Genomic DNA, 23,661 nt, shown 5'->3' with positions numbered 1-23,661 from the left:
CGCTGCAGATTCCAGCCACCCTCTTCGAGGGCAGAGTCCACCGCAACGCTCGTAACTCTAGAAAGTCACACAGGACCATTGACGCGGATAGCGTCTAATTCACCCCAAACATCACCCCTCTCACCCCACTGCGGGTCTCTGCTCGACCGCCATCCCGCTCCCTCACCACCACTCCCTCGCCTCAGAACAGTTCCACGGCACCCAGCTGAGCATTTGAGCCGTCGCCACGGCCGAGTCTGCTACCATTGAGGTCGGCTCCTCGTGTGACGACATCCAGGCCAATTCCCCCAGGGCAGAAATGCAGCAAGGGTAACCGGGCTCTGTCGGGTGCACGAGGGGTCTTTTCCATTCTCGGCGCACGCCGATGCGGCCTCTGCACACCGGTACGATGCGACCTTGTTCGCTCACAGATGCACGGCATCCGCCACTCGTGTCGCACCCGGCAGGTACTCTGGACACGTGGTCACCGCACTCTATCGACGCTATCGCCCAGACACCTTCGCCGACCTGATCGGTCAAGAGCAGGTGACGGCTCCCCTGTCCACCGCGCTGCGCACGAATCGGGTCAACCACGCCTACCTCTTCTCTGGCCCGCGCGGCTGCGGCAAGACGACGTCGGCCCGCATTCTGGCCCGCTGTCTGAACTGCGAGCAGGGCCCCACCGACACCCCATGCGGCGAATGCGACAGCTGCCGCGAGCTCGCGACCGGCGGCACCGGATCGCTTGACGTCATCGAGATCGACGCAGCGAGTCATGGCGGCGTCGACGACGCTCGCGACCTGCGGGAGCGCGCCGTGTTCGCTCCTGCCCGCGACCGCTACAAAGTCTTCATCATCGACGAGGCCCACATGGTCACGGCAGCCGGCTTCAACGCGCTGCTGAAGCTCGTCGAAGAGCCGCCAGAACACGTCAAGTTCATCTTCGCGACGACCGAGCCAGAGAAGGTCATCGGCACGATCCGGTCGCGCACGCACCACTATCCGTTCCGGCTGGTGCCGCCTGCCACGATGCTGCCGTTCCTCGAGAAGATTCTGTCCAGCGAGGATGTCTCGGCCGAGCCCGGCGTGCTGCCTCTGGCCGTGCGTGCGGGCGGCGGTTCGGTGCGTGACACACTGTCGGTCGTCGACCAGCTCATCGCGGGGTCTGAGACCGGCACAATCTCGTACGCGCGAACGATCGGGCTGCTCGGCTACACTCCGGGCGATCTGCTCGCCGAAGTGGTCGACGCCATCGGCCGGCAGCAGGCCGAACAGCTCTTTCTCAGCGTCGACAGAGTCGTGCAGACCGGGCAGGATCCCAAGCGCTTCGCCGAAGACGTGCTCGAGCGTCTGCGCGACCTCATCGTCGTGCAGGCCGCCCCTGATCAGGCTCAGGCGATTCTGCGCGGCACGAGCCAAGACGAGCTCGACGTGCTGCAGCGACAGGCTCGCGAGTTCGGCACGGCCGAGCTGTCGCGTGCCGCCGACATCGTCAATCACACGCTGAACACCATGGCCGGCACCACCAGCCCGCGCATGCAGCTCGAGCTGATGTGCGCACGACTGCTCGTTCCCGCTGCAGACGCCGACGAGCTGGGGGCGCTCAGCCGCATCGACCGCCTCGAACGCCGCATCGGGGTGCAGAACGGTGCCGCGAGTGCCGCCCCGAGTCACCCCGGAGCCGCACCGCAGGCATCTGCGCCACCAGCTGCAGTTCACGCACCTGCACAGCCCGAGGCTCAGCCAGCAGCACCTGCCGAGCAGTCTGCTTCACACCCCGCAGCGCAGCAGCCCGCACCGTCGCAGAGACACTCGACCGGGCAGCAGCCAGAGTCGACACGCCCCGCCCCGGCACAGACCGAGTTGCCATCGGAGCAGACATCGACTCCAGACAGCTCTGCCGCACCCTCTTCGCAGCCGGCGTCTGCGGCCGAAGTCGACACCGCCGCAGCCGTCGAGAACACGACAGATCCGCAGCAGCCGAGCACACCGACGACCGCGCTCACGCTCGACCAGATTCGAGTCGGCTGGGATCACGTGCTCGCCCATCTGGAGGGCACGAACCGGCGTGCCTGGATCGTCGCGATCAACGCCAAACCGGTGGCGTTCCGCGACGACATTCTGACACTGAGCTTCGCGTCGTCGACCGACGCTGAGAGTTTCCGCGGCAGCCGAGCGGGGGCGAACCCGGCCGCAGACGGCGTGCGCGACGCGCTGCAGCAGATCTTCGGCATCCGCATGCGCTTCATCGCGCACAGCGGCAGCACGCGACCGGCGCCACAGGTGACCGGCAGTCCCGTGCCTCATGACGCCGGCGCGCCGGCGTCACCGACCTCACCAGAGGCCTCGCCATCACACCAGACGGGCGCAGCACCATCCGACTCCGCCACCTCGCGTGCGATGCTGTCGGCTTCTTCTGCGAATGCAGCCGCGCGATCTGCGGCCTCGACGTCTGCGACTTCGAGCTCTCCGGTTCCCGACACGAGCAGCTCTGCGTCTGCAGCGCTGCAGTCAGAGGCATCCCGCCCCGCCTCGCCGTCAGCCGACGCGCCCTGGCCAGAAGAGCTCCCGCCCGAACCGCCAGACGACGAGTACGGCGCACCGACCCCGGACGACCTCGGCCCCGAGCCCCAGCAGAGCGCCCAGCCGACGAACCCGGCACCTGCGCCGGCACAGGCGCTGGCCACGCCGCACCACCGAGCGCAGTATGGCGAAGCCGTGATTCGCCAGATGCTGCACGCGAAGCCGATCGACGAGCGCTGATCGTGCACCACCCGCCGCCCGCCACAAGCGGCCCGTCACGAGGCGCGAACAAGAGGAGCACATGTACGAGGGCCTGATCCAAGATCTGATCGACGAGCTGGGCCAGCTGCCCGGCATCGGGCCGAAGTCTGCCCAGCGCATCGCGTTCTTCATCGTGCAGGACGAGCACTACAATCCGACGAAACTGGCGCAGACGCTCGCGGCGGTGCGCGAGCACGTGCACTTCTGCAGCATCTGCGGCAATCTCACCGAGAGCGAGATCTGCAGCATCTGCAGCGACGCCCGACGCGATCAGACGGTGATCTGCGTCGTCGAAGAGCCGAAAGACGTCGCGGCCATCGAGCGCACCCATGAGTATCACGGGCTCTATCACGTTCTCGGCGGGGCCATCAGCCCGATCGACGGCGTCGGCCCCGATCAGCTGCGCATCACCAGTCTGATGCCCCGACTCGCCGACGGCACCGTGCAAGAGGTCATCATCGCGACCGACCCGAACCTCGAGGGCGAGGCGACCGCCACGTATCTCTCTCGACAGCTCAGCTATCTCGACATCCCGGTCACGCGCCTCGCCTCAGGCCTTCCCGTCGGCGGCGACCTGGAGTACGCCGACGAGATCACCCTCGGGCGGGCATTCGAGGGGCGGCGCAAGGTCTGACAGACGCCGACCCACGGCGGAGCATCGATCGCTGCCCCGGCCTCGGGCAGTACCGGTTAGACTGGAGTCTGGCTGTCATCCGACGCGCAGGGCCACGCCGGCGCCGCGCACACCGGAATCTCAGCCGCAGCAGACCCAGACAAGGCAGGAAGACCGCGTGGCACTCGTCGTACAGAAGTTCGGAGGCTCATCCGTCTCGGACGCAACGGGCATCAAGCGTGTCGCGAAGCGCATCGTCGAGACCAAGAAGGCCGGCAACGACGTGGTCGTGGTCGTGAGCGCCATGGGCGACACCACCGACGAGCTGATCGATCTCGCGCACGAGGTCTCGGTCACGCCCAGCGGCCGCGAACTCGACATGCTGCTGACCGCCGGCGAGCGCATCTCGATGTCGCTGCTCGCGATGGCCATCATCTCGCTCGGCCAAGAGGCCCGCTCGTTCACCGGGTCGCAGGCCGGCCTGGTCACCGATGCGATTCACGGCAACGCCAGCATCGTCGACGTGACGCCCAAACGCGTGTTCGAGGCCATCGAAGACGGCGCCATCGCGATCGTCGCCGGCTTCCAGGGCTTCAACCGCGGCACCGGCGACATCACCACGCTCGGCCGCGGCGGCTCAGACACCACCGCAGTGGCGCTGGCCGCAGCCATGCACGCAGACGTCTGCGAGATCTACACCGACGTCGACGGCGTCTTCACCGCCGACCCGCGCGTGGTGCCCACTGCGCACAAACTCGACTTCGTCACCAGCGAAGAGATGCTCGAGCTCGCCTCGTCGGGCGCGAAGGTGCTCTACATCCGTGCCGTGGAGTTCGCCCGTCGTCATCATGTGACCCTGCATGTGCGTTCGTCGTTCAGCAACAAGGCCGGCACCATCGTCGCCGAGCCCAAAGAGGGAGAGACTGTGGAAGCACCCATCATCACCGGAGTCGCCACCGACAAAGACGAGGCGAAGATCACCGTCATCGGGGTGCCCGACAAGATCGGTCGCGCCGCCGACCTCTTCAAGGTCGTCTCTGACGAGGGCACCAGCATCGACATGATCGTGCAGAACATCTCAGCGGCAGCGACCGGGCGCACAGACATCTCGTTCACCCTGCCCACCGGCGACGGCCCTCGCGTGGTCGCCTCGCTGCGCCGTCATCAAGAGAGCCTCGGCTTCGAATCGATCCAGTACGACGACCAGATCGCCAAGCTCGCGATCGTCGGTGCGGGCATGCGAACGCATCCCGGCGTCTCGGCTCGGTTCTTCTCGGCGCTGGCCGACAACGGCATCAACATCGAGATGATCTCGACCAGTGACATTCGCGTGTCAGTGGTCACCCGGCTCGACAGCCTCGACGAGGCCGTGCGCGCCGTGCACACTGCCTTCGGTCTCGACGCCAACGGCGAGGCCGTGGTCTACGGAGGAACAGGACGATGAGCACCTACACCCATCCCAGCCGCCCGCTGAACGTCGCCGTGGTCGGCGCGACCGGCCAGGTCGGCGGCGTCATCCGACGACTGCTCGACGAACGCGACTTCCCCGTCGATCGGCTGCGCTTCTTCTCGTCACCACGCTCAGCCGGCAAGACTCTGACCTGGCGCGACCGTGAGATCACCGTCGAAGACGTGACCATCGCATCCGCAGACGACCTCGCCGGCATCGATCTGGCGCTCTTCTCTGCCGGTGGCGCCGCGTCGCGCGAGTATGCTCCCACGTTCGCCGCCGCCGGCGCGATCGTGGTCGACAACTCGTCTGCCTGGCGCGGCGACCCCGACGTGCCGCTCATCGTGCGCGAGGTGAACCCGCACGCGCTGACCGGGCTGCGCAAGGGCATCATCGCGAACCCGAACTGCACGACCATGGCGGCCATGCCGGTGCTCAAGCCGCTGCACGACGCGGCCGGGCTCAAGAAGCTCGTCGTGAGCACCTACCAGGCGGTGTCGGGCTCGGGTCTCGGCGGCGTCGAAGAGCTCGCTTCGCAGGCCGAGGCCGCGGTGGCGCAAGACTTCCGCCAGCTCGCCTTCGACGGCCGCTCGGTGACGTTCCCGGCTCCCGAGAAGTACGTCGCCCCGATCGCCTTCGACGTCGTGCCGCTGGCCGGCAGCCTCGTCGACGACGGCTCGCTTGAGACCGACGAAGAGCAGAAGCTGCGCAATGAGAGCCGCAAGATCCTCGAGCTGCCCGAGCTGCGCGTGGCGGGCACCTGCGTGCGCGTGCCGGTGTTCACCGGCCATGCGCTCTCGATTCATGCCGAGTTCGAGCGCGCGATCACCCCGGCGGATGCCGAGCGCATTCTGGCGGCGGCGCCTGCGGTCGAGCTGAGTGCGGTGCCGACCCCGCTCCAGGCGGCCGGGGCAGACCCGAGCTTCGTAGGTCGCATTCGCCAGGATCAGACCGTCGACGACGACCGCGGCCTCGTGCTCTTCGTCACCAACGACAACCTGCGCAAGGGCGCGGCGCTCAACACCGTGCAGATCGGCGAGCTGATCGCCGACGAGCACTTCAGCGCCTGATCAGTGCGTTCTGCCCCGGCGCTATGATGGATGAGGTGTCGGCGTGCTCGACACCCCGTCGGCGAAGAGGCCGGCACGAGGCCGAAGTGAAACTGGAGACCCGTCAGTGACTACACCGCTTTCCCGCAACGACCGCGACGTGATTCTCGTCGGGGCGGGCATCATGAGCGCAACGCTCGCCACCTTTCTGAAGATTCTGCAGCCCGATTGGTCGATCGAGGTGTTCGAGCGGCTGCCCGGCGCCGGGCGCGAGAGCTCAGACCCGTGGCACAATGCGGGCACCGGCCACTCGGCGCTCTGCGAGCTGAACTACACCCCGCAGGCCGCAGACGGCACGGTCAGCATCGACAAGGCTGTCAACGTCAACGAGCAGTTCCAGCTGTCACGTCAGTTCTGGGCGCACCTCGTGAGCGAGGGCCACCTCGAGGCCGAGCAGTTCATCCACACCGTGCCGCACATGAGCTTCGTCATGGGCAAAGAGCACAGCGACTTTCTGAAGGCGCGCTATGAGGCGCTGAAAGACCACCCGCTGTTCCAGGGCATGGAGTTCACCGGCAACAAGCGCACCATCCAGCAGTGGGCGCCCCTGCTGATCAAGGGCCGCGACGGCGAGCAGCAGGTCGCTGCGACGCGCACTGAGGCCGGCACCGACGTCGACTTCGGCGCACTGACCAAGAGCCTGCTCAAGTTCGCTGCCGAGCGCGACACCTCGATCACGTACAACGCCGAGGTTCGCGACGTCCGGCGTCGGGGCGACGGCCGGTGGTCGCTCAAGGTCAAGAATCGCGGCAACGGCGCGGCTGAGACCTTCACCGCCAAGTTCGTCTTCATCGGTGCCGGTGGTGGTGCCCTGCACCTGCTGCAGAAGAGCGGCATCCCCGAGATCGACGGCTTCGGCGGCTTTCCGATCAGCGGCGAGTTCCTGCGCGCGAAGAGCCCCGAGATCGCCAGACGCCATCACGCCAAGGTCTACGGTCAGGCTGCTGTGGGCGCGCCGCCGATGTCGGTGCCGCACCTCGACACCCGATACGTCAACGGCGAGCAGCATCTGATGTTCGGCCCGTACGCCGGCTGGTCTCCGAAGTTCCTGAAGAGCGGCTCATGGACCGACCTGCCCGGCTCGATTCGCTTCGGCAACATGGTGCCCATGATCGACGTCGGTCTGCACAACTTCGATCTGGTCAAGTACCTCGTCGGCGAGGTCGCGCAGAACCACGCCAAGCGCGTCGAGGCCCTGCGCCAGTTCTACCCCGAGGTGAACGGCGACGACTGGGAGCTCATCGTGGCCGGCCAGCGGGTGCAGGTCATCAAGAAGAAGGGCAAGGGCGGCGTGCTGCAGTTCGGCACCGAGGTCGTGGCTTCGTCCGACGGTTCGATCGCCGGTCTGCTCGGCGCCTCGCCGGGCGCCTCGACGGCCGTGCCGATCATGCTGAAGCTGCTGAAGCAGGCGTTCCCGTCAGAGTTCGACGGGGCCTGGGCAAAGCAGATCGAAACCCTCGTGCCCACCTACGGCACAAACCTGAGCGATGACGCAGATCTCGCAGCGAAGACGTTCACCTCGACCGCAGAGGTGCTCGGACTCACCGCGTAGTCCCTCACCACAGTCTCTGAGTACGTCCGTCGGGGTGGCCCGCGATGCATATCGCGGGCCACCCCTTCTGCTCGGCTCGTTTCCACACCCGTCACAGCGACGGTCTACACTTGGCGGGTGACTTCCACACCCCCAAATTTCTCTGAAGAACCAGACGCCCAAAAACGCGCTGGAGAGGCGACCCCGCCGTCAGAGCCGCCGACCACAACAGGTGCGTTCGACATCCCCATGCACACCCGCATGCTCACGAAGCCGATGCGCACCATCGCACTGCTCTCGCTGGCGCTCGGCGGCTTCGGCATCGGCATGACCGAGTTCGTCACCATGGGCATTCTCCCGCAGCTGGCCGAAGGTCTGCTGCCCGATCTCGCCGCCAGCGATCCCGAGGCGGCGAACGCGAGCGCAGGCCATCTGATCTCGGCGTATGCCGCCGGCGTGGTGGTCGGGGCTCCGTTGATCACCGGGCTCACGGCGCGCTGGCCGAAGAAGCGGCTGCTGCTCGTGGTGCTGACCTGGCTCGTGCTCTCGAACCTCGCAGTCGCCCTGCTCACCACGCTCGGACAGGTGGCGATCGCACGATTCCTCTCAGGTCTGCCACACGGTGTGTACTTCGGGGTGGCATCGATCATCGCCGCGCGGCTGATCGGGCCGGGAGCGCAGTCTCGAGGCGGCGCGTTCGTGCTCGGCGGTCTCACCGTGGCCAATGTGATCGGCGTGCCGCTGGGCACGTTCCTCGGTCAGCAGACTTCGTGGCGTTCGGCATATCTCGTGGTGGCCGCGACATTCACGCTCACGTTCGCCTGCATCGCCATCTTCGTGCCAAGCGACAGAGGCAATCCGGACGCCAGCCTGTCGACCGAGTTCAGCGCCTATCGCCGCCTGCAGGTGTGGCTGACGATCGGCATGGGCGCCGTCGGGTTCGGCGGATGGTTCGCGTTCTACAGCTACATCTCGCCGATCGCCACCGAGGTCGCCGGCATCGAGCCAGTCTGGGTGCCGGCGGTGCTGGTGGTCACCGGGCTGGGTATGACGCTCGGCAACATCCTCGGCGGGCGCTTCGGCGACCGCAGCATCTTCTTCACGATTCTCGCGTCGTTCGGGCTGATGCTCGTGCTGATGTTCGCCGGCCAGTTCGTGTTGGGGCTCAAGTACACCGGCAGCTTCTTGATGCTCTTCGCATTCGTGTTCCTCATGGGCATCGGGGCGTCGATGCTGGGGCCGGCGGCGCAGTCACGGCTCATGCAGGTCGCCCCGGGCAGCGAGACGATCGCGGCGGCCAGCCATCACGCCGCCTTCAACATGGCCAACTCGATCGGTGCGTTCTTGGGCGGGCTCGTGGTGGCATCCGGCGCCGGCTATCTGTCGACGCTGCAGCTGGGCATCTGGCTGACGCTCGGCGGCATGGCGTTCATGGCCGTGTCGTTCGGGCTTGATCTGCGCCCGAGGCGGCAGCGCCTGTCCTGACCCGCATCCGGCCATGCCGGATGGCAGCCACCGCGATCGAAACCGAGAACCTGGCATATCCGGATGCCCGGAGACCACATCTGGCATGTCTGGATGCCTCAATCAGGTGTCGCGAAGACGGAGAAGCGGCACTCTGCACAGCTGGATCGCCGTGGCCGCGGCAGTGCCCGCCTCGCGCCATGCCCGCAGGCAGAACGGGTTTGCGCTCAACGGCCCACGAGGTGAAAGAATGTGAGCATGACTGAGAACTACGCCAACGATGAAGCCGTCGAGAACGCTCTGCACCGGTACAAGCAGGTGCTCTGGAACGCCGTCGACGAGGGTTCGACGGTCGACGAGGCGATCGAGACCGGTCTCGAGGCCATGGAAGACAATGACACCTTCCAAGAGCTGCTCACCGACGACCCCGAAGATCTCATTCAGGCGATCGACGCCGAACTGGCTCGCGACGCCGAAGAAGACGAAGGCGACGATCTCGACGACTCGCTCGACGACGAGTGACCCGGGGCTGAGTGCGCACTCTGCGGGTCAGACGGCGCGTCGCGCGGTGTCTCAGGCGCCGAGCGAGCCCGCATCGGTCGTGCTGACGTCGATGCGCGAGAAGTTCAGCCAAGACCGCGATGCCGTCGGCCCACGCTGGCCCTGGTAGTGCGAACCATAGCTCTTCGAACCGTACGGGTGCTCCACCTCGCTCGACAGTTTGAAGAAGCACAGCTGGCCGACTTTCATGCCCGGCCACAGCTTGATCGGCAGCGTCGCCATGTTCGACAGCTCGAGAGTCACGTGGCCGCTGAATCCGGGGTCGACGAACCCCGCCGTCGAATGCGTCAGCAGGCCGAGACGCCCCAGGGAGCTCTTCCCCTCCAGCCGGGCGGCGATGTCGGTCGGCAGTGTGACCTGTTCGAACGTCGCGCCCAGGACGAACTCGCCGGGGTGCAGCACGAACGGCTCGTCGCGATCGACCTCGATCAGCCGAGTCAGCTCTGACTGCTCTTCTGCCGGGTCGATCACCGGATACTTGTGATTGTCGAAGAGTCGGAAGTATCGGTCGAGGCGCACATCGACGCTCGCGGGCTGCACCAGTTTGTCTTCGCTGGGCTCGAGCTTGATGCGCCCTTCGGCGAGTTGACGGCGAATGTCGCGATCAGAAAGCAGCATGCCTCCAGTGTAGACGGGAGTGTCTGAGGCAGAGGCGTCGGGTCACCGCAGCATCGTGCGACGCACCGCCGAACGCCCGCCGAACGAACCGGTCACACCGAGATCGGCAGCAGCGAGGCACCGATCAGCAGCCCGGCGACGACGAGCGCCCAGAACCCGACGACGAACGCCCAGTCGCGCATGCGCCAGGGAACCTCATACCGCTCGGTACGCGCCGATCCGGCGCCGAAAGCCCGAGCATCCATCGACAGGGCGACGCGTTCGGCATGACGAATGCCGCTGGCCAGCAGGGGCAGCGCGTACCCGGCGGCCCGACGCAGCACGGCGATCGGCCCGCGACCGTTCGAGACGCCGCGCACCCGATGCGCTCGCCTGATCTGTTCGAGCTCGTGCCCGAAGCGCGGCACGAACCTGTAGGCGGCCAGCGCCGTGTAGCCCAGCCGATACGGCACGTGCAGTCGACGCACCAGTGCTCGAATCGTGTCGACTCCAGTCGCCGTCAGCCCCGGCAGCATGCCGAGCGCCGCCACGGTGCCGACGCGCAGCGTGACGCCCAGGCCGGTCAGCCACATGCCTGTCGTGAACCGCCAGTCGCCGATCTGCCAGAGCGTCTGCTGCTGCTCGGCAGCAGCCGGGTCCATCCACAGACCGACGCTGACCGAGAGCACCGAGATGCCGACCACGATGCCGCCAATCACCGCGATCAGTCGCCGCCAGCCCGCACCGGATCCGACGATGACGACGAGCAGCACCACGGTCAGCGCGCCGAGCAGCGCGCCGATGTCGCGCAGTGCGAGGGCGACGACGGTCAGCGGCAGCATCGCGATCAGCTTGGCCACCGGGTTGAGCGTGGCCAGTGGAGCCCATCGGGGTCGGTCAGACGCCGGAACGGCCGGGTCGAACATGCTGGTCGTCGTCGGGCGCGGCCGTGGCCGACGACGTGGCCGCTTTTCGACGGATGCTGCGTCCTCTCGGCTCGGCAGCGGCAGGGGCGCTGACGGTCGGCTCGCGTTCGCCACGGTCGGCGCAGAGACCTCGTCTTCGTCGGCCACACCCGTCTGCAGCTGCTCGATCTGCTGCAGACGGGTGATCCCGTGCCAGGCGGGAGACACCACCGCGCTCATTGCTCGTGCCAGCGGCGGTCGCAGCAGACCGGCGCGTTCCAGTGCGTCGCCGGCCAGCACCTCGGCGGTCGGGCCAAAGGCCTCGAGCCGACCGTCGTTCATGACCGCGACATGGGTCGACTGCTCAGTCACGAGCTGCATGTCGTGGGTCACGATCACCACGGTCGACCCCGCGTTCACGAGTTCGGCCAGAAGCGCGACGAGCTCGGCTGCCCGGGCCTGATCCTGCCCGTAGGTGGGTTCGTCCAGGCAGAGCACCGGTGCGCCGGCGATCAGCGCGGTGCCCACCGAGAGGCGGCGCTTCTGCCCTCCCGAGAGCAGATACGGGTGCACCTCGCGAAGGTCTCCGAGACCGAGGCGCCGCAGCATCGCGGTGACTCGCGCCTCGATCTCGGGCTCGCCGAGCCCCTGCAGACGCAGGCCGTGCGCGAGCTCCTCGCCCACGGTCGGTGTGATGAACTGATGCTCCGGGTTCTGAAAGACGAAGCCGACCTCACGCGCCAGACGTCTGGGCGAGGCCGTCGCCACATCGAGCATGCCCCGGTCTGAATGTATTCGCACGCTGCCCCTCGGCGGCGACACCACTCCGGCCAGACGGTGCAGCAGCGTCGTCTTGCCCGCGCCGTTGCGGCCCACGATCGCCGTCAACGAGCCGCGGGGCACCTGCAGCGAGACACGGTCGACGAGCGGCTGGCCGCGTCCGTGAGCGTATGCGCTCAGATGCCGCACGTCGAGCACCGCACCGGCTCCGTCTGGGCCGAGGACGGGGCCAGCAGTCACCGTCTGTGCCGCCGCCCTCGGCTCGGCCGGCAGCGCACCGGAGGCGACCCCGGCATCCACCGCGGCCGTCAGCTCGGCCGGAGTCAGCGGCAGCGGTCTCACCCCGAGCCGCCGACCGGCCACCGTCGAGACCGGCAGCCAGACGCCGAGTCGGTCGATCTCGCCGGCATGGTTCTCGAGGATGCCACGCGTGGGCCCGTCGAACCGCACGCGCCCGGCCGCGTCGAGCACGATCACCCGATCGACGACGCTCATCGCCTCGTCGAGGTTGTGCTCGATCAGCAGGATGGCGCGGCTGCGCTCGGCGGCGATCTCACTGAGCACCGTGTAGACGTCAACCACACCCTGCGGGTCGAGGTTCGCGGTGGGCTCGTCGAGCACGATCACCCGCGACCCCAGTGCCAGGGCGCAGGCGATGGCCAGCCGCTGGCGGCCTCCCCCGCTGAGGTCGCCGGGGTCGTCGCGGCGGCGATCCCACAGATCCACACGGCGCAGCGCACGCTCGGCCGAGCGCAGGATCTCTTCGCGAGGCCGTTGCAGGTTCTCGAGACCGAAGCAGACCTCGTCGAGCACGGTGGCGGCGACGATCTGCGCGTCAGAATCTTGAAAGACCATCGCCACATCTGTGGCCAACTGCGCGACACGGGCACCGGCGACATCAGTGCCCGCCACGGTCACCGAGCCGGCGACCGTCGCCGACACCTCATGGGGGATCAGCCCGTCGAGTGTGAGCGCCAGCGTGGACTTGCCCGCACCGGAGGGCCCGAGCAGCAGGGCGACCTCACCGGTGTGCAGGTCGAAGGCGACGCCGTCAGGCGCGGCCTGAGCGCGTTCCGGATAGGTGACGCCGAGGTCGCGCACCTGCACGATGGTCTCGCCCCCGACGGGCAGGGATGAGCGGGCACACATGCCTCAATGGTGGCAGCGCCGCACGCCGCACACAAGTGTCAGCTCGCCGGGGCACCGAAGAGCGCGTCGACGTCGGCAGGGTCGACGTCTGTGAGACGAGAGGGGTTCCAGACGGGGTTGCGATCTTTGTCGATGACCTGCGCCCGCACCCCCTCGCGAAAGTCAGGCCGAGCCGTGAGGCCGCTGCACAGCCGCAGATCGGTCTCGAACACCTGCTCGAGCGTGCTCTCGGCCGCCATCTGCAGTGCACGCTCGGTCACGATCAGCGAGAACGGGCACATGCCAGCGATCAGATCGGCGGTCTCGTCGGCGTCGTCTTCGCCGTGATCGTGCAGCGCCGCGATCACCTTCGACGGGGACGTGTCGGCGAAGGCCTCGTCGATGCCGGCCCGGTTGCGCGCCAGGGCCGAAGCAGGCGCCTCCACCGCCGACCTGGTGATGACCCGTCGCGTGTTCTCACGGGCCTCGCCGCCGGTGCCGACTCCGGCGATCAGCCCGTCGACGACGTCACCGAGGTAGTCGCTCGGAACGAAATGACCGGCGAAGCCCATCGCAATCGCATCGGAGCCGGTCATCTCTCCCGCCGTGTAGGCGAGCAGGTGGCCGAGACGGCCGGGAGCCCGAGCCAGCAGCCAGGTCGCGCCGACATCGGGCATCAGCCCGATGCGCACTTCGGGCATCGCCACGCGAGAGCGCTCGGTGACCACGGGGAACGCACTGTGCGCGCTGATGCCGACGCCCGCACCCATCGTGATGCCGTCCATGAAGGCCACGACAGGCTTGGGATACCGGGCGATGCAGAGGTCGAGTGAGTATTCGGCGTCGAAGAAGTCATAGCGCTCGAAGGCGGACGCCTGCGAGAGCGCCCGAATGTCGGCTCCGGAGCACAGCCCCCGCGCGCCGGCGCCGCGAATCAGCACCGCCTGTACTTGGTCGTCGTCGATCCAGGCGTCGAGCTGGCTGTGAATAGTCGCGATCATGTCAGCGGTCAGCGCGTTGATGGCCCTCTCACGGTTGAGCAGAATCTCACCGAGGTGGCCGGTCACAGTGGTCAGCACATGCGTCTGTGTCGTCTGCTCAGCGGTCATGCCAACGATTCAAGCACGTGCTGCTGAGAAGCGCCGCACCGGCCGATGATGATATACGCTCACCGGCATGTCACCTCCGATCGCCAGCGGTGCTCCGCGACGCATGTCGGGGCGCACCGCCAGCCGGAGACTTCATCAGGGCGTCATCTGCGTGGGCTAGGTTTAACCGCATGAACGCACACACTCCCGACCACGACGCCTCCTCGCGGCGAGGCGGCACCGGCGCCGCCTTCGACGCCCATGACGCCGAGAGCTACGACGATCGGCCGCTGGGCAATCGCCACCACATGAACTTCTACACCCGACGCTGGGTGCGCCCCGAAGATCTCAATGCGAACGGCACGCTCTTCGGCGGGTCGCTGCTCAAATGGATCGACGAAGAGGCCGCCATCTACGCGATCGTGCAGCTCGGCAACGAACGCTGCGTCACGAAGTTCTACTCTGAGATCAACTTCGTCTCGAGCGCCTGGCAGGGTGATCTGATCGAGATGGGCCTGGTCGCCACGAAGTTCGGCCGCACCTCGCTGACGATGAGCTGCATCGTGCGCAACATGATCACGCGCAAGACGATTCTCACCATCAACGAGATCGTGTTCGTGAACCTCGGCCCCGACGGCAGGCCCGCACCCCACGGCTACACCGAGATCACGTATCTGCGCGACCGCATCCCCAAGCGCACCGGCGGCCCGATCCCCCGCGCGCCCATCACCGAGGTGCTCCCCGTCGTGCGCCCCGAAGACGCGCATTCGGTCGACCTCACCGGCGAGCAGGGTCGCTGACCTCCTCATCGCACGTGTGCTCGGCCGTCAACGGCGACCGTCGAGCACCCGCGGCACTCCCCCGGTTCAGAACCCCGATGCCGATGGAGCCGGATAATACCGCCTGAACTTTCGCAGCTGATTGACCTTGGCCAGCAGAATGTACCAGTTTCGCCTCATGCTGCGATCGGCGCGGTAGACCAGCGGGTGCACAACGCGACGCTGCCGGTAGAGCTCCTCGACCTGATCGCGCAGTTCTGCATCGCGAACATACTTCAGCAGCAGTCCCTTCGGCAGAATCGTGTACAGCACGCGACGCTCGGCGACGACCGGCGCGACCTCTTCGTCGAGCACCCAGTCGCGCACCAGGAACTCCGCCGGGTTCGCACCGGCGGCGAGCACATAGTTGTTGTTGCGCCCGATGCGCGGGTTGACCTCGAGAAAGCGCTGCGAGCCGTCGCGCGGGTCGACTTTGATGTCGAAGTTCGCGAACCCGACATATCCCGAGGCGTCCAGCAGTCGCCGCGCCTGGTCGAGCATCTCGTCGTTGCGCACCGTGATCATCGCGCAGGGGTTGCCCAGGCTGGCCGGGGTGTGCTCTTCGAGCAGCACGTGCGCCGAGCATGCCATGCTCACCGTTCCGTGGCGGTCGACATAGGCGGTCACCGACCACATCTGCGTATCGTCGCCGGGAATCAGCTCTTGAACCACGAAGCGACCGCGGAAACCGGCGTCGCGCAGGGACCGCCAGAGGCGATCGAGCTCGTCGGGCGAGCCGATCTCGAAGACCTTCATCTTGCCGTCGAACTCGACTCTCTCGTATTCGGCGCTGCTCGACGCCTTCGCGATCAGCGGGTAGTCGAAGTCGACGGGCACCGGTTGCCAGTCGTCCGAACCGGCGTTCGCGAAATCCTGGACGATGGTGCGCGGCGTGCCCACGCCGGTGCGTTCGCACAGCTCGGCGAAGCGCGCCTTGTCGCTGAGTTCGTCGAGCAGCTCGGCCGACAGGAATGGCACGACATAGTGCTTCTCGAGCACCGCGCGATTGTGCACGATGACGCTGACCAAGAAGTCGGAGTTCGCCAGCAGCACGAGACGCCGCTCGGGCAGCTCGGCGACGACCTCGAGCAGTGCGGCGACGAGCTGCTGTTCGTCGTGGCTGTCGCCGATCACTCTCGTCTCGAGAATGCGCGAGTCGGCGATGGGACCGGTGACGGCGCCGCAGATCACGATCGACCTGACGCCGTACTGACGGTGGAACGCCCGGGCCAAGGCGTAGACGCCGATGTCGGCGCCGAGGATGACCGGCTGCAGATCACTGAGTGACTGATCGTTTGCGTTCATGGGCTGCGCTCCTGACATATCGGTCGACCCGAATGCCAGGCCACACCTCTGGCGTCGGTTCCGGCGCCATCTCGTAGTATACGAACCGCAGGGCTTTCGCCGAGCCAGACGCGACCCCTCAGATGTACATCGCAGGGTCGCGGAACTGCTCCATGTCTTCGGGTTCGACGTTCGCCGACGAGCGCCCCGGCACCGTCGACCAGACGGCGCGCCCGTCGCTCGAGGCACGGTGCGCGGATGCCGCTCTGGCCCCGTCGCGCATGCTCCGGTCGCCGCGTGGTGGGGTCTGTGGACGCGGGCGCGGCTTGGCCGGAATGCCGACCAGCAGCGAGTCTGGCGGCGCGCTCTTGACCACCACCGCGTTGGCCCCGATGGAGCTGTGCGAGCCGATGGTCACCGGACCGAGCACTTTGGCTCCCGCGCCGATCAGCACGTGATCGCCGATGGTCGGGTGCCGCTTCTCGGCCGCCAGGCTGGTGCCGCCGAGCGTCACCCCGTGATAGATCATGACGTCGTCGCCGATCTCAGCCGTCTCGCCGATGACCACGCCCATGCCGTGATCGATGAAGAAGCGACGCCCGATTCGGGCGCCCGGATGAATCTCGACGCCGGTGAGAAAGCGGCTCAGCTGCGAGACGAACCGGGCGAGGCCCTTCGCACGGTGGTTCCACAGCCAGTGCGCGAGACGATGATTCCAGATGGCGTGCAGGCCAGAGTAGAGAAAGAAGATGCCGGCCGCCGACCGCGCCGCAGGATCATGTCGACGAGCGTTGTCGAGATCTTCCCGGAGTCTGCTGAACACGCCCACGACTCTAGCCGCTGAGCCGTCGACGTCGTCAATCGCCTCAGCGGCTGCGGCTCCGGTTACGACCGACATCTTCGCCTCAGTGTCTTCGACTCAGTCGAGCAGGTCGCTGTACAGCGACGTCGACAGGTAGCGCTCACCGAAGTCGGGAATGATCACCACGATGGTCTTGCCCGCCGCCTCGGGGCGTTTGGCCACCTCGAGCGCCGCCCACGTCGCGGCCCCCGCCGAGATGCCGGCGAGGATGCCCTCTTCACTGGCCAGTGCACGTGCGATCACCGTGGCATCCGAGAACTCCACGTCGATGATCTCGTCATAGAGTTCGGTGTCGAGCACGTCGGGGACGAAGTTCGCTCCGATACCCTGAATCTTGTGCGGTCCGGGTTTGCCTCCGTTGAGAATCGGCGAATCGCTGGGCTCGACGCCGATCACCTTGGCGTCGGGGTTGGCCGCCTTGATGATCTGACCGGCGCCGGTCAGGGTGCCGCCGGTGCCGATGCCGGCGATGAAGTAGTCGACTCGGCCCTTGGTCGCCTCGACGATCTCGGGGCCGGTGGTGGCGCGGTGGATGGCCACGTTGGCCGGGTTGGCGAACTGGCTGGCGAGAATGGCGTTGTCGCTCTGCTCGACGAGCTCCTTCGCCTTGGCGACGGCGCCCTTCATGCCCTCTGAGCCGGGGGTGAGCACGATCTCGGCGCCGTACGCGCGGGCGAGCACCCGGCGCTCGACCGACATCGTCTCGGGCATCGTGAGAATGACGCGGTAGCCCTTGGCCGCGCCCACGAAGGCCAGGCCGATGCCGGTGTTGCCGCTGGTGCCCTCGACGATGGTGCCGCCGGGCTTCAGCTCGCCGCTGCGCTCGGCGGCCTCGACGATCGCCGATGCGAGACGATCTTTGACGCTGCCTGCGGGGTTGGTGAACTCGACTTTGGCCAGCACCTCGGCGCCACGGTCACCCGGCAGCCGGTGCAGGCGCACCAGTGGGGTGTTGCCGATCGTATCGAGAATGCTGTCGTGGATCTCAGCCATGTCGTGATGCCTTCCGCCGGTCTGTTCGCACACGCCGAACGGCGCGTCAGTCGCAGCCTATCGAGCACGTGCGACATCCCGACGAACGAGCCGTCGCACTTCGTAACAGAGCGGTCAGGCGGGCAGCGCCCAGTCGACGCCGTGCCCCTCCTGCTGCTGCAGCCAGGCAGAGGCACGGCTGAACGGGTGCGACCCGAAGAAGCCGCGGTAGGCCGAGAGCGGGCTCGGGTGCGCAGATTCGATCAGATGCGCGTTCGGCAGCATGGGCGCCGCGCTGCGCGCGTCTCGCCCCCAGAGGATGGCGACCAGCGGACGATCGCGCTCGCCGAGCGCCCGGATGGCCCGCTCGGTGACCTGTTCCCACCCGATGCCGCGATGTGAGGCGGGGCGCCCGAGCTCGCAGGTGAGCACGCGGTTCAGCAGCATCACCCCCTGCTGCTCCCACGAAGTGAGGTCACCGTTCGCCGGCGTCGGTGCCCCGATGTCGTCGTGCAGCTCGGTGAAGATGTTCTGCAGCGACTTCGGCACCGGCCGCACGTCTGGCCGCACCGAGAACGAGAGGCCCATCGCATGGCCGGGCGTCGGGTACGGATCCTGCCCCACGATCAGCACCCGCACGGCGTCGAGCGGCTGTTGAAAGGCGCGGAACACATTGGGGCCGCCGGGAGCGTAGTGGCGCCCCTCGGCGACCTCGCCACGCAGGAACTCCCCGATATGCGCGATGCGCTCGGTCTCAGGCTCGAGCACCGGCGCCCATGACGGGTCGACGAGGTCGGCGACCGGATGCGGTCGAGTCTCGGTCACGACAGCTTCGGCCGCAGCGGGCCGCGATACAGCTTGTGCTGGGCCGACTGCGCGACCGGTCGCACCACGACCAGATCGAGGTTGATGTGCGGCGGCAGCTCGATCGTCTGCACGTTCACCAGCGCGACGTCCTCGGCGCTCAGCGGATGATCCACGTCGGCGTAGACGCTGTCGGCCTTCGCATGGTCACCGTGCAGTCGCTTCAGCGAGAACTCCTCGGTGTGCACCAGGCCCGGCGCGATCGCGATGACGCGGATCGGCTCCCCGTTGAGCTCGAGTCGCAGCGTGTCGACGAGCGCCTGCTCGGCGTGCTTGGCGGCGGTGTACCCGCCCCCGCCTTCGTAGACTCCCAGGCCGGCCGTCGAGGTCAGCGTGAGGATGCTGGCCCAGCCATGATCGGCAGCGGTGCGTCGCAGCACCGGCAGCAGCGCCTGCGTCACGCGCAGCGTCGCCACGGTGTTGATCTCGTACATCTGCACCCAGTCTTCGACGCGGCCGCGCTCGACCGGGTCGACGCCGATGGCGCCGCCGGTGATGTTCAGCAGTGCGTCGAGCCGCCCGTGCTCGTCGACGAATTCGGCGAGGGCCTGCACCTCGGCCGGCGACGTCAGATCTGCGGCGAACGGAATCGCCCCGGTCTGCGCCGCCAGCTCGTCGAGCCGCTCGGCACGTCGAGCCACGGCGATGACCTGCCAGCCGTGCTCGCGCAGCAGCGCCGCCGTCGCGCGCCCGATGCCGCTGCTGGCGCCGGTCACGAGCGCTGTGCGCCCGCCGACGTCGGTCTCGTCGATCTCGACGACGCTCGCACTGAGCGTGGGATGGGATGCCTGCGGTTCAGGAGTCGCTGGTGTCATGCAGAACATCCTAGATGCTGCCCTGGCGCAGATCGGCCGAGTTGGTAAAATGCGATGATTCACCCATTCGGCAGAGGCGGCCTTCACATGCAGCAGTACGGCGACGGCCGAGCACACTCGCACCGCATCGATCGCGCGCGAGACAACGACAGTGACCTCTTCTCGCCAGTCACCGACCGCATGATCGCCCGGGTCACCGGCAAACCCCCGGTCACTGGAGCCTGGCTGGTCGGCGATCCCCCCGGGCGCCGCCAGTTCGTGCACGTCGGCAAGCAGGATCTCGAGTTCGGCGGGCACCTCGACTGCGTACGCGTCGCGTACGAGACCTGGGGCGAGCTGAACGCCGAGCGCAGCAACGCCGTGCTGATCCTGCATGCGCTGACAGGCGACAGCCACGTCGCCGGCGTGCGCGAGCTCGGCCATCGCACCGCCGGCTGGTGGGCCGATCAGATCGGCCCCGGCCGCCCGATCGACACCGACCGTTTCTATGTGGTGTGTGCGAACGTGCTCGGCGGCTGTCAGGGCACAACCGGACCGAGCACGATGCGCCCCTCGGGCCAGCCGTGGGGCTCGCAGTTCCCGTACGTCTCGATCCGCGACATCGTGCACGCCAGCCACAATTTCTCGGCCACCCTCGGCATCGACCGCTGGCACACCGTGATCGGCCCGTCGATGGGCGGCATGCAGGCGCTCGAGTGGGCCGTCATGTACCCCGACGAGGTCGAACGACTCATCGTGATCGCCGCGCCGGCGGTCACCAGCGCCGACCGCATCGCGGTGAACTCAGTGCAGGTCGACATGATCCGCAGCGACCCCGACTACCTCGGCGGCGACTACTACGACCTGCCCGAGGGGCGTGGCCCGTGGCATTCGCTCGCTCTCGCCCGCCGAGTGGCCGTCACCAGCTATCGCAGCGCCGAGGAGTTCAACACCCGCTTCGGCCGTTCGGCGCAGTCCGGCGTCTCGCCGCTGGGCAAGGGCGGGCGCTTCGCCATCGAGTCGTACCTCGACTTCCACGGCAACAAGTTCACCCGACGTTTCGACGCGAACACCTACGTCACCATGCTCGAGGCGATGAACTCGCACGACATCGGCCGCGACCGCGGCAGCGTGACCGAGGCGCTCGGCAGGATCACGGCGAAGTCACTCGTCGTCGGCATTGACTCCGACCGCCTCTACGGCATCGACGAGCAGCATGCCATCGTAGCCGGGCTGCACACGCACATCGCGGGCGACGAGGCGGTCGTGGTGCACTCCCCCTACGGGCACGACTCGTTCCTCATCGAGCGAGAGGCGATCGGGGCGCAGCTCGAACGCATCCTCGCGGCCTGAGCTCGGCCACAGCCCAGATCAGCAGCACGACCAGCAGCAGGTTGCGCACGGTGATCACCCACAGCATCCACGCGCTCAGGTTCAGCAGATAGCCGTACCATGACGGATAGATCACCTGGGTGAGCACTGCGATCATCGACGACAGCACCATCGGCACCCACCAGCGCGGCGCGCGCACCGCAGCGAGCAGCAGCACGGGGGCCACCAGCCACACCTCGAACTGGGGCGATCCCACCTTGTTGCACACGATGAAGGTCACCACGAGGGCGAGCGTCGTCCAGGCGAACACCCGCAGCCGATCGACGCCGGCGCGCTGCAGCCGCCAGGCGAGCAGGGCGATCGCCAAGGCCAGGACACCCATCAGCACCGTGACCGTCGTCGCGATGACGGGCGACGACGCGCTGATCAGCTCGTTGGTGTAGATCTCGTGGTTGTAGACGACCGCGCCGTCGCCGGAACGCGCCTGCCAGAGCCCCACGGTCGCACCGACCGCTTCGATCTGCAGATTGCGCGAGGCCTGGCCTCCGACGAAGCCGAGCAGGTTGCCGATACCGGCGAGACCTCGACCGCTGACGAGGGATGCGACGGCTGCGACCGCGGCGAGGGCGCCGGTCAACGCGACGCCGGGAGCGATCAGCTCGCCCAGCATCCGCCGGCCCCGACCCCAGAACGAGGCGACGGCAGCCGCGAGCACGGCCGCCGGCCACACCTTGACCCAGGCGCCGACGGCCAGCAGCAGCCCGGTGAGCGCCGGACGATGCTCGAGCAGCGACAGCGCGATGATCACGAGGGCGAGCGCGACCGTGTCGACCCGGCCCAGGGCGACCGGCCCGAGCAGCAGCAGGTATGCCGCCCACCACCAGGCGGCGCGCATGCGCCGGGCGTTGCGGAACCCCTCGGTGAAGACACCGAGCGCGACGACGTTGAGCAGGGTGACCATGATCAGCCAGCTGAACGTGTAGTCCAGGCCGGTCGCGGCCCAGAGCGTCAGCGGCAGGAGCATCGTCACGAGTGCGAGCGCCGGGTAGACCCACGGGTCGGTGATGCCGTACCAGGTGCCGTAGCGAACCGTGTCGAACGACCAGAGATGATAGACGCTGGTGACGTCTCCGAAGGGCGCACCGTACTGCTGCCGACCGCTCAGCGCGAGCCAGAGGTGAACCACGAGGAACGCCACGATGAGCAGGCTCGGCCGTGCGGCGATGCGGCCGACGGCGGTCGCGAGGCTCGTCGTCCGAGGCGCGGCGATCGTCTCGGCAGAATGCGTCTTCGGTGCGCGGCTCGTCATCGAGGGTTCATTGTACCGAGCCGTGCGCACGCATCCGTCACGCGGCCGCTCACGACCCGCCCGGCTGAGAGCAGACAGATGCGCCGTCGCAGACCGGCGCTCAGCTCTTGCTGCCCGTCTTGCCGCCGCGGCCCAGCAGCCAGCCGATCAGAATGCCGATGAGCAGCAGGATCACCGTGAAGATCCAGAACGAGCCGCTGATCTGCATGCCGAAGAGCACCAGCGTCACCGCCGAGGTGTTCTGGAAGATGAAGATCAGTGCGAGCACGACAAGCACGAGCGCAGGCCAGGTCTTCTTCAGCCACCCGCTGATTCGCTCGCCGGCGGTGACCTCGCTGTGCGGGGTGAGAGTTCTCTTGTGAGCCATGGTCTCTTCCTGTCTCTGTCACAGACTGATCGCTCCGATCAGACCGGCACGGTGCTGCTTTCAGTATGACCGTTCCGAGTGCCGTAGCGCAGGAATGCAGTCATATGCGATGCCCGTCAGACCGCCCTCCTTCGATACACTGTGCCCCAGTGACGCTTATGCCGTCCGCCCCGTTCGCCAGATGAGAAGGATCACGATGAGTTCCGTTCCCCCTGAGAATCCGACGACTCCACCGGCGAACTGGTATCCCGACCCGTCTCAGACCGGCCGACTGCGCTGGTGGGACGGCACACAGTGGACCGATCACACCGCGCCCGACCAGCAGGCCGGGGTGCCCGGTTACGGGGCGCCCGTGCCCCGCAAGAGCAAGACGGGTCTGATCATCGGCATCGTCGTGGCGGCCGTCGTGGTGTTGGCCGGTGTGGGAGTGGGGCTCTTCGCGCTGGTCGGCAGCGCGGCGAGCGGCCCGAAAGAGGTCGTCGCGAATGCCATCGCCGCTGCGGCATCTGGTGACTGCGACAGCGCGGCCAAGTACTACACCTCGTCGATGGCCTCGCAGGTCAAGACCGGCTGCAGCCAGATCGGCAAGCTGCCGAGCGGCTTGGGCGGCAGCACCAGCGCTGACGGCACTGACGGCACTGACGGTTTGAAGGTCTCGAACGACTTCTCGTCTGAGAGCATCACCGGAGACTCGGCGACGGTGACCTACACCATCGACGGCGAGTCGGGCTCTGGCCTCTCGAAGGTCACCGTCTCGGGCACCTACGACTACAAGCTGATCAAAGAGGGCGGCAGCTGGAAGATCTCGGGCATCGACACCAGCAATATGAAGGTCGACGTGCCGGGACTGGGCGACCTGGGCAAGCAGTTGAAAGATCTCAACGAGCAGTACGGAGACTTGGGAGACCTCGGAGACCTGGGCCAGTACGGCAGCGGCTCGGGCTCGGGCTCAAGCTCTGAAACGGGGACGTCCCGCCTCGGCACCAGCATCTGACTGCAGGTCCGCAGGGCTGACGCCCCGCCGCATCCGCCAGACACAGACACGCAGGGCCGCGACCCCACCTTCGGGG

Annotated in this window: 19 protein-coding genes, 1 other RNA gene and 1 pseudogene; 11 read left to right on the top strand and 10 right to left on the bottom strand. The window is 67.3% G+C overall.

The features are described 5' to 3' along the window. Positions 1-250 precede the first annotated feature (250 nt). From ffs to LRX77_RS04985, 8 genes are all read left to right on the top strand, one after another. Positions 251-347: signal recognition particle sRNA small type (ffs, locus tag LRX77_RS05020), an RNA gene on the top strand. Positions 348-459: 112 nt separating this feature from the next. Beyond that, on the top strand, positions 460-2,742 hold the full coding sequence (locus tag LRX77_RS05015; protein ID WP_231831827.1) for a DNA polymerase III subunit gamma and tau: 2,283 nt from the start codon (positions 460-462) through the stop codon (positions 2,740-2,742). Between the two features lie 61 nt (positions 2,743-2,803). After that, positions 2,804-3,397 carry a recombination mediator RecR gene (gene recR, locus LRX77_RS05010; RefSeq protein ID WP_231831826.1) on the top strand — a complete coding sequence of 198 codons (594 nt, stop codon included), beginning with the start codon at positions 2,804-2,806 and terminating at the stop codon, positions 3,395-3,397. Between the two features lie 157 nt (positions 3,398-3,554). After that, the gene (locus tag LRX77_RS05005; RefSeq protein WP_231831825.1) at positions 3,555-4,820 is read left to right on the top strand and encodes an aspartate kinase; all 1,266 of its coding nucleotides are present in this window, start codon (positions 3,555-3,557) and stop codon (positions 4,818-4,820) included. Continuing rightward, complete coding sequence (locus LRX77_RS05000; protein WP_231831824.1) at positions 4,817-5,896, top strand: aspartate-semialdehyde dehydrogenase; 1,080 nt, start codon at positions 4,817-4,819, stop codon at positions 5,894-5,896. The genes LRX77_RS05005 and LRX77_RS05000 overlap by 4 nt, the downstream gene beginning before the upstream one ends. A gap of 106 nt (positions 5,897-6,002) precedes the next feature. Further along, positions 6,003-7,487 carry a malate:quinone oxidoreductase gene (locus tag LRX77_RS04995; RefSeq protein ID WP_331716136.1) on the top strand — a complete coding sequence of 495 codons (1,485 nt, stop codon included), beginning with the start codon at positions 6,003-6,005 and terminating at the stop codon, positions 7,485-7,487. Between the two features lie 117 nt (positions 7,488-7,604). Beyond that, complete coding sequence (locus LRX77_RS04990; protein WP_231831823.1) at positions 7,605-8,951, top strand: MFS transporter; 1,347 nt, start codon at positions 7,605-7,607, stop codon at positions 8,949-8,951. Between the two features lie 237 nt (positions 8,952-9,188). Next, positions 9,189-9,452, top strand: coding sequence for a hypothetical protein (locus tag LRX77_RS04985; RefSeq protein WP_231831822.1), 264 nt, complete (start codon positions 9,189-9,191; stop codon positions 9,450-9,452). A gap of 51 nt (positions 9,453-9,503) precedes the next feature. Here LRX77_RS04985 and dcd read toward each other — a convergent pair whose 3' ends face one another. The 3 genes from dcd to LRX77_RS04970 all read right to left on the bottom strand — a co-directional run bounded on the left by dcd (position 9,504) and on the right by LRX77_RS04970 (position 14,010). Beyond that, on the bottom strand, positions 9,504-10,109 hold the full coding sequence (gene dcd / locus LRX77_RS04980; RefSeq protein ID WP_231831821.1) for a dCTP deaminase: 606 nt from the start codon (positions 10,107-10,109) through the stop codon (positions 9,504-9,506). A gap of 92 nt (positions 10,110-10,201) precedes the next feature. Further along, entirely contained in the window at positions 10,202-12,922 is a 2,721-nt protein-coding gene (locus LRX77_RS04975; protein WP_231831820.1) for an energy-coupling factor transporter ATPase, read from the bottom strand. A 38-nt stretch (positions 12,923-12,960) separates the two neighbouring features. Further along, positions 12,961-14,010: an enoyl-CoA hydratase/isomerase family protein gene (locus tag LRX77_RS04970; protein ID WP_231831819.1), complete on the bottom strand. Its 1,050-nt coding sequence runs from the start codon at positions 14,008-14,010 to the stop codon at positions 12,961-12,963. Between the two features lie 287 nt (positions 14,011-14,297). On the opposite strand from LRX77_RS04970, the pseudogene LRX77_RS04965 reads away from it, so the two are divergent. Then, positions 14,298-14,681, top strand: a pseudogene (locus LRX77_RS04965) (acyl-CoA thioesterase); the annotation flags it as partial. A 174-nt stretch (positions 14,682-14,855) separates the two neighbouring features. On the opposite strand, the gene LRX77_RS04960 reads toward LRX77_RS04965, so the two are convergent. The 5 genes from LRX77_RS04960 to LRX77_RS04940 all read right to left on the bottom strand — a co-directional run bounded on the left by LRX77_RS04960 (position 14,856) and on the right by LRX77_RS04940 (position 19,604). Then, positions 14,856-16,112 carry a carboxylate--amine ligase gene (locus LRX77_RS04960; RefSeq protein WP_231831818.1) on the bottom strand — a complete coding sequence of 419 codons (1,257 nt, stop codon included), beginning with the start codon at positions 16,110-16,112 and terminating at the stop codon, positions 14,856-14,858. A 118-nt stretch (positions 16,113-16,230) separates the two neighbouring features. Beyond that, on the bottom strand, positions 16,231-16,920 hold the full coding sequence (gene epsC, locus LRX77_RS04955; RefSeq protein ID WP_231832008.1) for a serine O-acetyltransferase EpsC: 690 nt from the start codon (positions 16,918-16,920) through the stop codon (positions 16,231-16,233). A 90-nt stretch (positions 16,921-17,010) separates the two neighbouring features. Next, entirely contained in the window at positions 17,011-17,946 is a 936-nt protein-coding gene (gene cysK / locus LRX77_RS04950; protein WP_231831817.1) for a cysteine synthase A, read from the bottom strand. Between the two features lie 114 nt (positions 17,947-18,060). Beyond that, positions 18,061-18,750, bottom strand: a complete 690-nt coding sequence (locus tag LRX77_RS04945; RefSeq protein ID WP_231831816.1) for a uracil-DNA glycosylase — start codon at positions 18,748-18,750, stop codon at positions 18,061-18,063. Beyond that, on the bottom strand, positions 18,747-19,604 hold the full coding sequence (locus LRX77_RS04940) for an SDR family oxidoreductase (RefSeq protein WP_231831815.1): 858 nt from the start codon (positions 19,602-19,604) through the stop codon (positions 18,747-18,749). Before LRX77_RS04940 ends, LRX77_RS04945 begins: the two co-directional genes overlap by 4 nt. Before the next feature lie 126 nt (positions 19,605-19,730). On the opposite strand from LRX77_RS04940, the gene metX reads away from it, so the two are divergent. After that, on the top strand, positions 19,731-20,936 hold the full coding sequence (metX, locus tag LRX77_RS04935) for a homoserine O-acetyltransferase MetX (protein ID WP_442961613.1): 1,206 nt from the start codon (positions 19,731-19,733) through the stop codon (positions 20,934-20,936). Here the strand turns inward: metX and LRX77_RS04930 are convergent. Beyond that, positions 20,884-22,224 carry a glycosyltransferase 87 family protein gene (locus LRX77_RS04930; protein ID WP_231831814.1) on the bottom strand — a complete coding sequence of 447 codons (1,341 nt, stop codon included), beginning with the start codon at positions 22,222-22,224 and terminating at the stop codon, positions 20,884-20,886. The two genes, metX and LRX77_RS04930, sit on opposite strands and share 53 nt — an antisense overlap. 100 nt (positions 22,225-22,324) lie before the next feature. Then, positions 22,325-22,591 (bottom strand): hypothetical protein, encoded by a 267-nt coding sequence (locus tag LRX77_RS04925; RefSeq protein ID WP_231831813.1) that lies wholly within the window; start codon positions 22,589-22,591, stop codon positions 22,325-22,327. Positions 22,592-22,787: 196 nt separating this feature from the next. Here LRX77_RS04925 and LRX77_RS04920 point away from each other — a divergent pair, with 196 nt between their 5' ends. Then, on the top strand, positions 22,788-23,585 hold the full coding sequence (locus LRX77_RS04920) for a DUF2510 domain-containing protein (protein ID WP_231831812.1): 798 nt from the start codon (positions 22,788-22,790) through the stop codon (positions 23,583-23,585). The last annotated feature ends 76 nt before the right edge of the window (positions 23,586-23,661 follow it).

Source organism: Pseudoclavibacter sp. 13-3 (assembly GCF_021168475.1).
Classification (GTDB): domain Bacteria; phylum Actinomycetota; class Actinomycetes; order Actinomycetales; family Microbacteriaceae; genus Pseudoclavibacter_A.
The sequence above is the reverse complement of the archived record's forward strand: the minus strand, read 5'-3'. Positions and strand labels throughout refer to the sequence as shown.